The organism is Pseudoalteromonas undina, assembly GCF_000238275.3.
GTDB classification, from domain to species: Bacteria; Pseudomonadota; Gammaproteobacteria; order Enterobacterales; family Alteromonadaceae; genus Pseudoalteromonas; species Pseudoalteromonas undina.
In genome coordinates, this window is sequence record NZ_AHCF03000003.1 from 1,175,325 (window position 1) to 1,189,408 (window position 14,084).

At 39.1% G+C, this 14,084-nt stretch carries 16 protein-coding genes; 10 read left to right on the forward strand and 6 right to left on the reverse strand.

Features of this window, described 5'->3' with window-relative positions; translation table 11 throughout:
• Positions 1-10: 10 nt before the first annotated feature.
• Together PUND_RS09085 and PUND_RS09090 are read right to left on the reverse strand one after the other, a co-directional pair.
• Positions 11-457 (reverse strand): hypothetical protein, encoded by a 447-nt coding sequence (locus PUND_RS09085; protein WP_010390205.1) that lies wholly within the window; start codon positions 455-457, stop codon positions 11-13.
• A gap of 109 nt (positions 458-566) precedes the next feature.
• A complete protein-coding gene (locus tag PUND_RS09090) occupies positions 567-1,514 on the reverse strand; it encodes a LysR family transcriptional regulator (RefSeq protein ID WP_010390202.1) in 948 nt (315 codons plus the stop codon).
• Between the two features lie 117 nt (positions 1,515-1,631).
• Here PUND_RS09090 and aceK point away from each other — a divergent pair, with 117 nt between their 5' ends.
• From aceK to lepB, 5 genes are all read left to right on the forward strand, one after another.
• Positions 1,632-3,422: a bifunctional isocitrate dehydrogenase kinase/phosphatase gene (aceK, locus tag PUND_RS09095; RefSeq protein WP_010390200.1), complete on the forward strand. Its 1,791-nt coding sequence runs from the start codon at positions 1,632-1,634 to the stop codon at positions 3,420-3,422.
• Positions 3,423-3,468: 46 nt separating this feature from the next.
• Entirely contained in the window at positions 3,469-3,861 is a 393-nt protein-coding gene (locus PUND_RS09100) for a hypothetical protein (protein ID WP_010390199.1), read from the forward strand.
• A 19-nt stretch (positions 3,862-3,880) separates the two neighbouring features.
• Positions 3,881-4,843: a zinc-binding dehydrogenase gene (locus PUND_RS09105; RefSeq protein WP_010390198.1), complete on the forward strand. Its 963-nt coding sequence runs from the start codon at positions 3,881-3,883 to the stop codon at positions 4,841-4,843.
• A gap of 87 nt (positions 4,844-4,930) precedes the next feature.
• Positions 4,931-5,185 carry a DUF2999 family protein gene (locus PUND_RS09110; RefSeq protein WP_008113615.1) on the forward strand — a complete coding sequence of 85 codons (255 nt, stop codon included), beginning with the start codon at positions 4,931-4,933 and terminating at the stop codon, positions 5,183-5,185.
• A gap of 123 nt (positions 5,186-5,308) precedes the next feature.
• Positions 5,309-5,959, forward strand: a complete 651-nt coding sequence (gene lepB / locus PUND_RS09115) for a signal peptidase I (protein WP_010390197.1) — start codon at positions 5,309-5,311, stop codon at positions 5,957-5,959.
• Between the two features lie 60 nt (positions 5,960-6,019).
• Here lepB and PUND_RS09120 read toward each other — a convergent pair whose 3' ends face one another.
• The gene (locus PUND_RS09120; RefSeq protein WP_010390195.1) at positions 6,020-6,733 is read right to left on the reverse strand and encodes a flagellar brake domain-containing protein; all 714 of its coding nucleotides are present in this window, start codon (positions 6,731-6,733) and stop codon (positions 6,020-6,022) included.
• Between the two features lie 394 nt (positions 6,734-7,127).
• On the opposite strand from PUND_RS09120, the gene PUND_RS09125 reads away from it, so the two are divergent.
• Complete coding sequence (locus PUND_RS09125) at positions 7,128-7,637, forward strand: DUF2937 family protein (protein WP_010390194.1); 510 nt, start codon at positions 7,128-7,130, stop codon at positions 7,635-7,637.
• Between the two features lie 5 nt (positions 7,638-7,642).
• Here PUND_RS09125 and PUND_RS09130 read toward each other — a convergent pair whose 3' ends face one another.
• Positions 7,643-8,188 (reverse strand): Tll0287-like domain-containing protein, encoded by a 546-nt coding sequence (locus PUND_RS09130; RefSeq protein ID WP_010390193.1) that lies wholly within the window; start codon positions 8,186-8,188, stop codon positions 7,643-7,645.
• Between the two features lie 135 nt (positions 8,189-8,323).
• Between PUND_RS09130 and PUND_RS09135 the strand changes: the two genes are divergently transcribed.
• The gene (locus PUND_RS09135) at positions 8,324-8,503 is read left to right on the forward strand and encodes a hypothetical protein (protein ID WP_010390192.1); all 180 of its coding nucleotides are present in this window, start codon (positions 8,324-8,326) and stop codon (positions 8,501-8,503) included.
• A gap of 166 nt (positions 8,504-8,669) precedes the next feature.
• On the forward strand, positions 8,670-9,347 hold the full coding sequence (locus PUND_RS09140; protein ID WP_240539507.1) for a hypothetical protein: 678 nt from the start codon (positions 8,670-8,672) through the stop codon (positions 9,345-9,347).
• Between the two features lie 57 nt (positions 9,348-9,404).
• Here PUND_RS09140 and metG read toward each other — a convergent pair whose 3' ends face one another.
• Positions 9,405-11,429 carry a methionine--tRNA ligase gene (gene metG / locus PUND_RS09145; RefSeq protein WP_041708923.1) on the reverse strand — a complete coding sequence of 675 codons (2,025 nt, stop codon included), beginning with the start codon at positions 11,427-11,429 and terminating at the stop codon, positions 9,405-9,407.
• A gap of 177 nt (positions 11,430-11,606) precedes the next feature.
• On the opposite strand from metG, the gene apbC reads away from it, so the two are divergent.
• Positions 11,607-12,683: an iron-sulfur cluster carrier protein ApbC gene (gene apbC, locus PUND_RS09150; RefSeq protein WP_010390188.1), complete on the forward strand. Its 1,077-nt coding sequence runs from the start codon at positions 11,607-11,609 to the stop codon at positions 12,681-12,683.
• A gap of 2 nt (positions 12,684-12,685) precedes the next feature.
• A complete protein-coding gene (dcd, locus tag PUND_RS09155) occupies positions 12,686-13,270 on the forward strand; it encodes a dCTP deaminase (RefSeq protein ID WP_010390186.1) in 585 nt (194 codons plus the stop codon).
• A gap of 25 nt (positions 13,271-13,295) precedes the next feature.
• Here the strand turns inward: dcd and PUND_RS09160 are convergent, their stop codons facing one another.
• Entirely contained in the window at positions 13,296-14,078 is a 783-nt protein-coding gene (locus PUND_RS09160; RefSeq protein ID WP_010390185.1) for a CLCA_X family protein, read from the reverse strand.
• Positions 14,079-14,084 lie beyond the last annotated feature (6 nt).

Sequence of the window (14,084 nt, forward strand, 5' to 3'; positions counted from 1 at the left end):
CGACTGCATGTTAAGCTGCTGAAGCGTTAGTGGTTGCTTGACGATGAACACATGGACGCTCTGTTAGCTCTGCTGCTCTGTGATAAAGCTCATGTGCACTTTGCTCGTCACATACAGTGCCACTGAGCGTGTCCATTAACGCAACTACAATAATGGCAGGTACTTGACAGCAGTATTCATCTAATACAGCTTCGGTTGTTTGTGCATCAACATGGCAATGAGGGTGGCTTTTACGTTGATAGGCACTTAATAAAGTGTTTACGTCAAGAGTATCGTTTTCTTGATGTTTATTTTTACGACATTTACAGCCGAATTCATCAACTAATGTGGCAAGTGACTGGTAAACGTGACCCGTCTCAAGCGGCGTATTTGGGCATAATTGTTGTTCAATGAAGTGATGTAAATTTGCATCAATGAATAACCCGTCTTGTTGTGTGAAGCTTGCTGATGTTTGCATAATTATTACTCTTAGTTTGTTGGCTTAACTTCACTGTAGCGCTAAGTGTAATATTAATGAAATTGTTGTTTTCAATAATTGATATTGATTTAATCAATATTTTAATGTGTTACCTATCAACCACTGTATTTGCGAACGCTAATAACTCACGTCTAAGCCATTGATGCGCTGGTGTGTGGTGTAATAACGGGCTCCAAATCATTTTTACTTCTATAGGGACGACTTGAAATGGTACTGGGCTAATCACTAAATTAGTATGACTGGTTAATAGCTTTGCTTGACGACGGGGTAGCGTAGCTATGAGTTGCTCAGATTGACACAGTAAGCTGGCAATCATGTAATGGCGAGTAAATACGCGTATTTTACGGGTTTGTTCTAATTGCCACAAAGCTTCATCTACCCAGCCTAATTTTTGTTTTCCTGACTTATTGGTCACTGCGGGCTCTGGCCCCCAGCCTGCGCGGTTAACCCATATATGTTCGCTTTGTAGGTATTGATTTAAGTTAGCATGCGTTAAAAAATCATTTTTTGGGTGGGTTAAACAACAATAATTATCTCGCCATACAGTCGCTTGATGAAAAGAGCGCGGCAGACCATTAAAACGATTTATTGCCAAATCGATAGTGCCTTTTTCCATATCTTGTAAATTTACATCACTGGGACTGAGCACATCAAAGTCAATGCCCGGGTTTTTAGCTAGTTGCTCGCAAATAAAGGGGGCAATTAGAGTCGATTCTAAATAATCGTTTGCCATAATACGAAATGTAACTTGCGCAGTTGCTGGGTTAAATTGCTCGCTTGGTTGAGTGATCTCCTCTGCCATTTTAAGCAGCGCTTCAATTTCAGGTTTGAGCGACAGTGCTTTGGCTGTGGGAGTCATAGAGCCCGCAGCTCGTACCAGCAAAGGATCATCAAATAAATCTCTTAAACGTTTTAACGCATTACTCATCGCTGGTTGAGTTAAAGCAAGCTTATTAGCTGCTTTTGATACGCTTTTTTCATCTATTAATACATTTAAATAGACGAGTAAATTGAGATCGACATTTCTTATATTCATATGATCAATTTTATTTATTTGCTGTATTAATTACCTAAATTAAAGTGTGCTTGCTAAGGTGTAAACCTCTAATAAAAAATAATCAGCATAATTGCTAAAAATAGAAGCGCCTAAATCATGCCAAGCACGCCATTAACCTCTCAACATAATCCGGTACAAACCGTGGTCGCCACTAAGTTAGCCCGAGCGATATTTGCAGGCTTTGAGGCTATGTTTGCACAATTTTTAAATATCACCTTAGGGGCACAAAGTCGCTTTGAACAACGCCAGTATCATGAGGTGCAAGCAGCAATGCGAGAGCGCTTACAAGTGTATGAACGCTTAGTAAAGCAAGTAAGTGAAGCCGTTAGAGTGATTGCTTATGATGAATTGGATTGTCCTCAAACATGGCAGCGGGCAAAAAATATTTATGGTGAGATGGTAAAAGAGCATGAAAACCAACCCATTGCGCATACATTTTTTAATTCTACTTTTGGCGCTATTTGGGATGATAAAAAAATTCGCACAGTTCACTTATTTGTATTAAAAGCAAAATACCGAGGACAGCCGCGTTCCTATGAAGGACTTGTAAGTCGTATCTCCTTAAAAGAAGGTTTTGATCAAGCAATTAAAGCCTTATTAAATGAGCAAGTGTTTAGAGTCCCCTTTGAAGATTTAAGTAGTGATTTAACTAAGTTACAAGCAACGTTAACGCAAGGTGCTCAGCAGCAATGTCGACAAGTATACGAATTAATAAACTTAAATGACGGTTATATTGAATACGCTAATTCGCATTTTTATCGTAATAAGGCCTGTTATGTCATAGGGCGATGTATTGCCAAAAATGGCGATAACATGCCCTTTGCAATTGCTATTTTAAATACCCCCGATGGGCTTACAATTGATGCTGTAATGATGGGGGCTGATCAACTTAGTTTATTATTTGGCTTTGCACGTACCTATTTTATGGTAGATACCGACCAACCTGCTCGTTATGTTGACTACCTCAGTGTATTAATGCCTCACAAACAACGTTTTGAATTATTTAATGCGATTGGTTTTATTAAACATGCAAAAACCGAATTTTATCGTTATAAAGTAGATACGACTAAAAGTAGTCCCGCAGAATACACGTACCATCTAGCGCCAGGGACTCCGGGTATGGTGATGCTAGTTTTTACCATTGACGGCCTAGATTATGTATACAAGGTAATAAAAGATAAGTTTAGTGCCCCAAAAACAGCAACTAAACAACAAGTAAAAGATAAATATAACTTTGTAAAACAAGCTGACAGAGTAGGGCGATTAGTTGACACTCATGAGTTTAGATACCTTGCATTTGACTTAAGCCGTTTTAGTGATGAACTGCTAATACAAATGAAAAAACACATTGGCGATAGCTTAGTCATTTCCGGCAAAGCCTTAATACTAAAGCATGTTTACGTTGAGCGAAAAATGACACCGCTCAACCTGTATATCAATCAATGTAATAGTCAATCACTTCAGCAAGTGATGCTTGATTATGGTAAAGCGATAAAAGAGCTTGCCAGTGCAAATATTTTTGCTGGTGACATGCTGATGAAAAACTTCGGCGTCACACGTTGGGGGCGAATAGTATTTTATGATTATGATGAAATTTGCCCTCTCACCGATTGCAATTTTAGAGACGTGCCAAATACACAAAACGCGTTAGAAGAATTAAGCTCACACAGCTATTTTGATATTGACCAAAATGATATATTTCCCAGTCAATTTAAAGTGTTTTTTAGTGCCAGTAACAGTGCGTTTAACCACTTTAACCATTACCATAGTGATTTATTTACGGCAAAGTACTGGCAAATGATCCAGCAAGGAATTGAGCAAGGCCAGCTTCCAGATGTATACCCTTATAAGCAAAGTTGGCGTTTTAATACTATGTCAGTAAATTAACGCTGAGTTGGTTTCTTCAGGCACAGTTAACACGATAAGGATTATGATGAAATTTACTATATTCGCTTGCTTAGTTTTATTGCCATACTCTGTATTTGCCAATCCCCTATTAGGTACGTGGGAGTTTGTTCAAGGAAAATACGCGGTAGAAGATGGGTTTGTCAGCGCTAAAGCCCCAGAGATAACTTCAATCAAATTAGTAACAGCAACACACTTTAGCTATATCACAGAAAAAAATGGCCAATTTAGTTATGCTGGTGGTGGCCAGTACCAATTAACCGATGGGCAATTTATTGAAACCTTTGAGTATGGCAATATTGCATCATTGATGGGTAAAACCATGGCTTTTGATTATAAAGTTGAAGGGAATTTGTGGCATCATTCTCTTACAGAAAATGGCCAGCTAGTTGAAGCCGAAGTGTGGCGAAAAATCAAATAAACCCAATACAAGGAGACTTATGCGGTACATTTCACATCATGAGCAGCAGTTAGCGTTTTCGAAAACCGATAAACCGAAGGTAAACAATAATGAAGTGCTGGTAAAAGTGGCAGCGATTGGGGTTAACCGCGCTGATTGTATGCAGCGTCAAGGTAAGTATCCTGCCCCTGAAGGGGATAGCCCTATTTTAGGACTTGAGTGTGCAGGCACCGTGTGTGAGCTTGGCAGTGAGGTAGACCCTAAATGGCTCGGTAAGCGTATTTTTACTTTATGTGCTGGTGGCGCTTACAGTGAATACGTCGCAGTAGATTCGCAGCAGTTAATGATATTGCCCGATCATATCTCTATGGCGCAAGGTGCCGCTATAAGCGAAGTGTATTTAACAGCCTTTGGTGCGCTATTTGAATTAGGCAAGTTACAATCAGGGCAAACGGCGCTTATTCATGCCGGTGCCAGTGGTGTTGGTGGGGCTGCTATTCAAATGGCAAAAAGTGCTGGTGCACAAGTAGTGATTACCGCGGGTTCGGATGAAAAGTGTGAACATGCTAAAAGGTTGGGTGCTGACCACGTAATTAATTATAAAACCACTGATTTTGTTGAGTATATGAAATCAAATGAGCTAACTGCAAACGCAATTGTTGACCCTGTTTCTGGTAGCTATTTAAATAAAAATGCCATAGTGGCCGCAGTGGATTGTCAGATTATTATGCTGGCATTTTTAGACGGGCGCTTTGCAGAGGTAGACTTTGCACGTTTATTACAAAAGCGGATTTCGTTTCATGCATCAACGCTACGTAATCGCAGTATTGAGTTTAAACGGGCTCTGAGAGATGCCTTTGTCGCGCGTTTTTATGATGATATTGCCAATCAGAACTATGACTTTAATATTTATAAAACCATGTCATGGCAGCAAGCCAGTGAGGCTCATGCCATTTTAGAGGGTAATGAAAACTCAGGTAAAGTTGTGCTACTGGTTGAATGATATAAGCAAGCACAGCGGGATTAATATTGTTAATTAGGCTGTGCGCCCATATAATTTAGTGAACACTATAAAATATTAAGGCAAATAATGAATCCAATTATTGCAATATTAAAAGAGCACAACGTTAGTGATGAAAAAGTAGCTGCGTTGTTTGAAGCATTTACCCAAAACCCAATGATGGCTATGGCATTAGTGCAAGAGCTGGGTATACCACCTGAAAAGCTTCAGCAACTAATGGCTGTGGTGATGACTCAACCGCATTTGATTAAAGAAGCCACTGATGAATTAGGTCTTGATTTTGCAAAAGTACAAGAAGCGAAAGACAAGTTAAATCAGCAGTAAACCACCTTTAGAGACATGTTTTATACATGTCTCTATCATTAAACATGTTTTGTTACACACTCCTTTGAACGGCTCTGCGTTTATACAGTCAAATAAATACTTAACCCATAGCAGAGACAAAACATGAAGCGACTTTATAAATTTTGGAAAAATAATCGTTCTTTAATTGTATTCATTATTTTAATGAGTGTGTTTAGAAGTGCCGTCGCCGATTGGTATGAAGTACCAACAGGTTCAATGAAACCGACTATTGAAGAAGGCGATCGAATCCTTACCGATAAAATGGCGTATGATTTACGTATACCATTTACGCATGTATCCCTGTTGAGAATGGGGGACCCACAAACTGGCGATATTATTGTATTTGACTCGAAAGTAGCGGATAACCGTTTGATTAAGCGAGTAATAGGTGTACCTGGAGATACTATTGTACTTAAAAATAATGAACTTATAATCAACGGCGAAAAGCTTAATTACACACATTTGCAAAGTAATCCGACTTCTTTAGATAAAATAGAAAACTTAAATGGTTATAAGCATTCAATCCGCGTTAGTAATACACCATCACGTTTATCGAGCTTTGATGAAATAACAATTCCTGAACACTACTATTTAGCCATGGGTGATAACCGTGATAATAGTGCAGATTCTAGAGTAATAGGGCTCATCCCACGTGATGAATTACTAGGTAAAGCCGAGCGTGTGATTGTATCGCTTGATTACGATAACTATTATTTACCTAGAGCAGAGAGATTTTTAAAACCTTTAGAGTAATAGAACTGCTGTTAGCAAGGCTAACCACAAGGTTTTAGCCTTAATTCGTTTGTGATTTTTCTAATCTATATCAATTGAATACGCTTCGAGTAGCTCATTCAGCTTAGTTTGCTCTGATGCATCGAACTCGATACCAACACTAAGGCGATTCCCCTTCATTTGATTATTTCTGATATAGGACGTGACTATGACAGACTTATTGTCTATCGGTGACAAAATATGCACAAATACTTGGCGTTTTTTTAGCGCTACAAATCCAGAGCTCACATGTATCGCAAAACGGCAGCCACTGGGTGAAATATCAATAATTAACCCATGCAATAAGCTCTTACTATCGGCGTCTATATCACCTTTGTGTAAACTTATTTTAGCTGGAATATGAGTCGGTAGCCTGCTAGTTTCGCGTAATTGACGGCTTTCGATTTTTTTAGGGTACGCTAGATAAATTAACCGTTCAGGGCGAAATGAAATCGCTAATATACTTGTAGAAAAAGCCACACATTCACCGCGCTCATCTTCGATGATATAACGAACAATGGCGCCATTACCTTCAACTAAAATATCGCTGTAGTCGTTTTTACCTGCTTGAGCAGGGTATTTTAATATTAAATATTTACCGGTGTCGTAGCCGATTAAAGTGAGTTTAAAGCGAACCTGAATAGGATTGTTAAATTGTATATCAATTAATTTCCCTGGAAGTAAATCGAGGAAAAACTTTTTTTGATCTTCAGTTGCTTTCTCTTCAACAGTGGTATTATTTTTATTCGCTTCCACAAACTCTTTCTCAATATTAACAGACGCTTAATTATCTTTTAATATAGTGTAAAAATCACTAGTATTAAAGAGGGCATTTAGAATTAGCTATTAATACTTTATGCTCGTTCTAGTAAGTATTTCAGCTATTCACTGGGTTTTATCTACAGAAATGTTGCTATTGTAGCAACAGGTAAACATTAAGGTGATCAATAAAAACTTAGCGCTTTGCTATTTAAATCATACTTATACTACCATTTATCACGTTAAGGATTATTTTTTACGAGCTGAAAGACTGTTTACCTTTTTCTCGATAAAATTTATCTACATAAAAAGTAAGTCACTTAGCTAAGTAAATGGTATAGCATAGTAACACCATCCATCTGTTTAAATTAGAGCAGCACAAAGGATTATGATGATCGTTAACATGTTCGATAAATTAATATTTGCTTGCGCTTTTATTATTGCATTGCAACTACCGCAGCTAAGTGATCATTACCAACAACATTTAGCGGGCTTGTATCATGCGACCAAGTGGCAAGTTGATGGCTATGCAGATACAGCAAAGCAATATAAATTTTCTAGCACACAAGCAATGATAAACCGTCATTTAGAAAACACGGAACCGAGTGTCAGAGCCGATGCAGAACAAAAACAGCAAACCTTGATGCTATTCGCAGACTTAAATCAAGGTATGAAGCTATTTGAGCAAGGTAATTTAGTGCAAAAATTGCTGTATATATTCTCCCCTGATCGTTTCGAAAGATTACAAAATACACTTGATAACTTTAAGTTAGGGATCCCTTTAACCACCAGTGCATTATTGTTTGCGCTGATATTAGCTATCATATTAAATCAGCTCGTAATGTTGCCGTATACTTTATATGTTGCCCACAGAAAACGAAACGCAGCGAATGCTCAATGACGTAATTACTGTTGGTGCTTTTTAATCGGCTTTTTAACGATAAAGGCACCACGAATATCACCCTGTTTGAAATTTGTTGCTTGATCGCTAGGGTACAAAGCGGCTATTTTTTTAGCAACTTCAGGTGCAATGTCACTGCCATGACATGCTAAACACGCCTTTTGAGTGGGGATCGCTTTTATAAAATACCAGCCATCTGACCTTTGTGTTTGGTGTTCTATTTTTGCTATAGGCTCGCCATTGAGCTTACGTTGTTCAAAATTTAATAAAACATTTCTTAACCATTCATCGGGTTGATTATCTGGGTTACGTGTTTTTAACGCACTGCGGCTAATTTGCCATGCACTATTGCTGTGTTGTGGAGTGATAGCGGGTGCGGCTGTATTACATACACTAATCGCCGCTATAGGTCCATTTTGTTGCATGGTGCTAACCAGTATCTGTTTTAAATCAGTTGAAAATGCCTTAATAGTTTTGCGCGCATCGTCAACATTGTTAGCAAAAGCAGCGGATGAAATAAATAAACTGGAAAAAAGTAAAATAATGCGCATAATACCCCCTCAATATTAGTAACTACTAATATATAGAGTATCAGGTATTTTTCAACTAAATCGTACAGTGTTTCAGCACTTTTTTATTCGATGTACCGTGGCTAAAATCGATAAACGGTCCCAAGTGAGAATAATATGTATACTAAACAAGATGATAATAAAGTAATAAATCAACAAAACACCTATGATGCTGGTGGACTTAGTGCTGATGACCCCTTGGCGGCAATTAAAACTATTCGACTTGAGCAGTTGGCACAATGTCGGCTAAAAACACAAAAAGAAATGCAAACGGGGCATAAAAAAAATAAACCCTAAGCGATAATAATTTGCTAAATTAAATTTATGAATTTCAAACTTGGATAGTGCAATCAATTACATAACTATAAAACACCCTCATCAGGTTATTTCCTTTATTGCTTGGCTATGCGCTTTGGTTGTGATGTTGATAGGACTTTTTACACCTAACAATAAAGAAATTTTATTGTTCTTAACAGTGAGCTCGCTGTGTTTGCTGATGTTTAATAGTGTGGCAATTTCTGCTTGGGTATTTCATCAGTTTAAAGATAAGCAGTTACGCTTTATAGCGGTTCTATGTAGCGCAGCTTTAATGCTGTGCACAGTAGGGGATGTGATTAACTTTAACCTATCCCAGCACTATCATCGCTATGCAACGTTAATAAAGCATGACTACTTAATTGATTCAATTTTATTTTTTGCACCTGGCTACAGCCTTTTATTTTTAGCCTGTGTGTTGGCCTATAAAAGGCAGCAAGCTATATCGCAATTAAAAAGCATACTTTTTATGCTTGTTGTACTGGTGATAAGTGCTACGTCACTCGCTTCTATGTATCTTGATGGCGCTGGTATACCTATTTTAGCTATGACCGGCGTTTATAGTGTGGTGGTAACTGCCGTGGCGCTTATGGGCCTTATGTTGGTTATTGCTTATGGTGGGTTTCATGCGCCCAAACCAATAATGTGGGTGAGCTTAGGGCTTTTACTAGCTGCATTGGCCGATGCCATTATTGGTGCTTTTTGGATTTATGGTAACCAAGGGCAAGGTTTTTATCCTCAGGTGCGCTATATAAATTGGTTTATCTATATTAGCTCCCAATGCTTAGTGATTCATTTGGCAAAAGTAGTCGCCTTAGCTAAATAACGTCAACAATAAAAAAGCCGCTAAATATTTAGCGGCTTTTTTAAACTAGCGCAGAGTTTACATTACTCGCATACCAGGCTCTGAACCATCGTCTGGGTTAAGAATGTATATTTCTTTACCGCCAGGGCCTGCGGCAAGTACCATGCCTTCAGACATTCCAAAGCGCATTTTACGTGGTTTAAGGTTAGCAACCATCACAGTTAGCTTTCCTTCGATGTCTTCTGGTGCGTAGGCTGATTTAATGCCTGCAAATACTTGGCGTGTTTCGCCGCCTAAATCAAGAGTTAACTTAAGCAGTTTGTCAGCACCTTCTACGTGCTCTGCTTTAGCAATTTTAGCAACGCGTAAATCTACTTTTGCAAAGTCATCAAATTCAATCTCAGCTGCGATAGGCTCTTTTGCCAGTGGGCTATTAGGATCGATTTTGTCTTTTTCAGCGATTAAGCTTTCTTTTGATTCTTCAACCATTTTATTCACTTTGTCCATTTCAACACGTTGCATTAACGGCTTAAATTTATTGATAGGGTGGCTTATTAGTGCAGTTTGCACACCTTGCCATGTAAGCTCATCATTTAAAAAGGCTTCAACATTTGTTGCCATACCAGGTAGTACAGGCTTCAAGTAAGTGATCAGCACGCGAAATAGGTTAAGTCCTAACGAACATACTTGATGCGCTTCTTCTTGCTTAGACTCGTCTTTAATAAGCACCCAAGGCGCAGCATTATCAATAAATTGATTTGCTTTATCAGCAAGCGCCATAATTTCACGGATTGCGCGGCTGTATTCACGATTTTCGTAATGTTCAGTAATAGTGGCTGAGGCATTTTGAAATTCAGCAAGCAGTTGTGGTTCCATAATTGTGTCGCTTAACTTACCGTCAAACTTTTTAGTAATAAAGCCAGCACAACGGCTCGCAATATTAACTACTTTACCCACTAAGTCTGAATTTACACGCTGTGCAAAATCTTCAAGGTTTAAGTCTAAATCGGTGATTCCACTGTTTAGTTTAGCTGCGTAGTAATAACGTAAAAATTCAGGATCTAGGTTATCTAAATAAGTACGCGCTTTAATAAACGTGCCTTTTGATTTAGACATTTTCGCGCCATTAACAGTAACAAATCCATGGGCAAATACGTTAGTAGGCTTTCTAAATTGAGCGCCTTCTAACATCGCAGGCCAAAAAAGGCTGTGGAAATAGATGATGTCTTTACCAATAAAATGATAAAGCTCAGCGTCAGACCCTTCTTGCCAAAACGCATCAAAGTCGATGCCTTGTTTGTCACATAAGTTTTTAAAGCTCGCCATATAACCAATAGGCGCATCTAGCCATACGTAAAAATATTTACCTGGTGCGTTTGGAATTTCAAAACCAAAATAAGGTGCATCACGGCTAATGTCCCATTGCTGAAGACCATCGGCAAACCACTCATCTAGCTTGTTCGCCATTTCTTGCTGGATTGTGCCTGAGTGTAGCCATTCTTTAAGCATGCCTTCAAAGGCTGGTAAGTCAAAAAAGTAATGCTCAGAATCTTTTAAAATAGGCTCAGCACCCGACATGACAGAGCGTGGGTTGATTAGCTCTGTTGGGCTATAAGTTGCGCCACAGGCATCACAGCTATCACCGTTTTGATCTTCTGATTTACAGGTAGGGCAGGTGCCAGTAACAAAGCGGTCTGGCAGAAAAATACCTTTTTCTGGATCGAATAACTGAGAAATAGTGTGCTTTTTAATATGACCGGCATCGTTAAGGCGGTTATAAATAAGCTCACTAAATTCTTTATTTTCTTGGCTGTGAGTGCTGTGGTAATTATCAAATTTGATATTAAAATCAGCAAAATCGCGTTGGCGTTCTATGCTAACGTTTTTAACCATTTCCTCTGGCGTGATCCCTTGCTTTTGCGCATTAAGCATAATAGGTGTGCCATGAGCATCATCGGCGCACACGTAGTATGCTTCGTGGCCTTGTAGTTTTTGAAAACGCGACCAAATATCAGTTTGAATATACTCTAATAAATGCCCCAAATGGGTAGGGCCATTGGCATAAGGTAATGCGCTAGTAATCAGGATCTTTCGCTGTGCCATAATCATTCCAAATTAAGCGTTCCTAGCTAGGAACAGATGAAAATTATTACATTATCGATAAGCGCGGTAGTAACAGAGTACACTGCTTATTGATATTTACTAATTGACTGGTGTTAATGCCCTGAATGTTACATAATTCCGTGGCACTTTTCATCAAAGAAACGCTATTTTATTGCTATGTTTGGACTGTCGAAACTATTCTCTGCTAAATCGGTGCAAAAACAACCGATTATTTCTGCTTTAGCGGCCTATCGCAGTGCCGCTTTTGCTGTGGGTATTGAGCAAGATTTTATTGCTGATATTACTCAAAACACCGATAAATCAATTATTGTTAAACTCACTCTTCCTTTTGCCGCGCAATCTGAAATGCCGCATGTTGCTAAATTTTTAACTGAGCGACTTAAAATCGAGGTAAATGTAAGTGCGGTTGTGGCACTTAAAGAGCCTGCGAAATTTAAAGCCATAAAGCACATTATTTTAGTGGCCTCAGGCAAAGGCGGGGTAGGCAAATCTACTACGGCTGTAAATCTTGCCGGTTCGCTTAAAAACGAGGGCGCTAAAGTAGGCATTTTAGATGCCGACATTTATGGTCCGTCTATTCCTATGTTGTTAGGTTTGGTAGGCAGTGAGCCTGTCACTAAAGACAACAAACAATTACAACCATTTGATGCCAGCGGTATTAAAGCGCAATCTATAGGCTTTTTAGTGCCTAGCGACGATGCAACTGTATGGCGCGGTCCTATGGCCTCAGGCGCGCTTAGTCAGCTATTAAATGAAACCGATTGGGGTGAGCTTGATTACTTAATCGTCGATATGCCTCCAGGCACTGGCGATATTCAATTAACCATGAGCCAAAAAGTACCTGCCAGTGGCACTGTAATTGTTACAACGCCACAAGACTTAGCGTTGGCAGATGCGCAAAAAGGCATTGCTATGTTTAATAAAGTAAACGTGCCAGTGCTTGGTTTAATTGAAAATATGAGCCATTACATTTGCGGGCATTGCGGTGAAGCTAATCATGTATTCGGTAAAGGTGGCGCACAAAAGTTAGCCTTGAAGCATGGTGTTCCTGTGCTTTCACATATTCCGCTTGCGATTAATATCAGAGAATCCTCTGAACAAGGTAAATTGATTGCCAATGATGCAAATGCAGCTATAAGTGAAACTTACAGTGCAGCCGCACGGCTCATCGCCAGTACGCTTTATTATCAACAACATCACAACGCGATTGAAGTTGTGATTACGGAAGATTAAAAATGAGACTTTCAGATACACATATAAAAGAATATTTAAACGACGGGCGCATTGTTATTGAGCCCGCCCCGACCAGTGAAATGATTTCTGGGGTGACTGCGGATCTTCGTTTGGGTAATAAGTTTAGAACTTTTCATGCCCATAATGCCGCTTTTGTTGACTTAAGTGGTCCAAAAGATCAGCTTAATAAAGCCTTAGAATCAATTATGAGCGACGAAATTGTACTAGATGAAGGCGAAGCATTCTTTTTACACCCCGGCGAGCTTGCATTAGCAATAACCTATGAAAAAGTAACCCTACCTGCAGATATTGTTGGCTGGTTAGATGGGCGTTCGTCGCTGGCACGTTTAGGTTTAATGGTGCATGTAACCGCACACAGAATCGACCCTGGTTGGAGTGGTAATATTGTTTTAGAGTTTTATAACTCGGGTAAACTGCCACTTGCACTTAGACCCATGATGAAGATTGGTGCAATGAGCTTTGAAACGCTCACCGGTCCATGTGAAAACCCGTATAACACCCGTGTTGATGCAAAATATAAAGATCAGAATAGCGCGGTGGCAAGTCGTATCAGTGATGATAAATAGTAATTCTGATTTTTAGAAACGATTACTATGTTTGTTGATGAAGCACATAACCTAATAGTTGAAAATAATGGTTAAGTGCTTCATTGGCGTGTAATGTGTGCTTTAACTCAGGATAAATTAAACTATTATTACTTAACCCGCTGACTAAGAAACTGTTTTTGATTGTTTGATGCTGGTTTATACATGCTTCAAAACAACGAGCTGCAAGCTCCTCTGGCATACTCATGTATTGTTGCTTTTGCTTCTTATCAAACGCGATACAGCGTTGTACAAATTCATTCGCATCTTCACCGTTTTGTTCTAAAAATACCTGCTTATAAAATTGATTAAGTGCATCATTAAGTGGATGGCTCAAATCAGGAGAGTTTGATAACCATAACTTAGAGGCGAAACCAAAGCGGGTTTTTGATTTAAATAAATGCTCACTAATATGATGATCAAATGCATGAAACCACTCATGGGCTAAAGCACCGCCGCCTGCGTTTTTTGCCAGTGCGAGAGTTTGATCGTAAGCATTATAGTGTGCTTGCACGCCTTTTTGCCCACCGTGACCAAAGGCAAAGTTAAGCTTACCGCGAAGGCCAATTGCTGTTGGCGGTAAATGTAAAATTTGCGCTAAATCAGCTAGCGCATCATAAATTAGATTGGCACTAATAAATCGCTCTTCTTTAGTCACCCATTTACCAACTACCATCGAACGAAAACCAAAAGTCGTTCTAATATCGCTAAAATCAACTTGGTCGTCAAAACGATAGTCAGGGCCTTGGCGTGAAAATCCACGCTTTAATCGAGAAGGGGTATTACGCATTGGTTA

Excerpts from the sequence above, each read along its gene's own strand:
- PUND_RS09100 (WP_010390199.1), top strand. The coding sequence starts at position 3,469 with ATGAAATTTACTATATTCGCTTGCTTAGTTTTATTGCCATACTCTGTA.
- PUND_RS09090 (WP_010390202.1), bottom strand. The coding sequence starts at position 1,514 with ATGAATATAAGAAATGTCGATCTCAATTTACTCGTCTATTTAAATGTA.
- dcd (WP_010390186.1), top strand. The coding sequence starts at position 12,686 with ATGAGACTTTCAGATACACATATAAAAGAATATTTAAACGACGGGCGC.
- PUND_RS09130 (WP_010390193.1), bottom strand. The coding sequence starts at position 8,188 with ATGCGCATTATTTTACTTTTTTCCAGTTTATTTATTTCATCCGCTGCT.
- PUND_RS09105 (WP_010390198.1), top strand. The coding sequence starts at position 3,881 with ATGCGGTACATTTCACATCATGAGCAGCAGTTAGCGTTTTCGAAAACC.
- PUND_RS09125 (WP_010390194.1), top strand. The coding sequence starts at position 7,128 with ATGATCGTTAACATGTTCGATAAATTAATATTTGCTTGCGCTTTTATT.
- aceK (WP_010390200.1), top strand. The coding sequence starts at position 1,632 with ATGCCAAGCACGCCATTAACCTCTCAACATAATCCGGTACAAACCGTG.
- lepB (WP_010390197.1), top strand. The coding sequence starts at position 5,309 with ATGAAGCGACTTTATAAATTTTGGAAAAATAATCGTTCTTTAATTGTA.
- apbC (WP_010390188.1), top strand. The coding sequence starts at position 11,607 with ATGTTTGGACTGTCGAAACTATTCTCTGCTAAATCGGTGCAAAAACAA.
- metG (WP_041708923.1), bottom strand. The coding sequence starts at position 11,429 with ATGGCACAGCGAAAGATCCTGATTACTAGCGCATTACCTTATGCCAAT.
- PUND_RS09135 (WP_010390192.1), top strand. The coding sequence starts at position 8,324 with ATGTATACTAAACAAGATGATAATAAAGTAATAAATCAACAAAACACC.
- PUND_RS09160 (WP_010390185.1), bottom strand. The coding sequence starts at position 14,078 with ATGCGTAATACCCCTTCTCGATTAAAGCGTGGATTTTCACGCCAAGGC.
- PUND_RS09085 (WP_010390205.1), bottom strand. The coding sequence starts at position 457 with ATGCAAACATCAGCAAGCTTCACACAACAAGACGGGTTATTCATTGAT.
- PUND_RS09110 (WP_008113615.1), top strand. The coding sequence starts at position 4,931 with ATGAATCCAATTATTGCAATATTAAAAGAGCACAACGTTAGTGATGAA.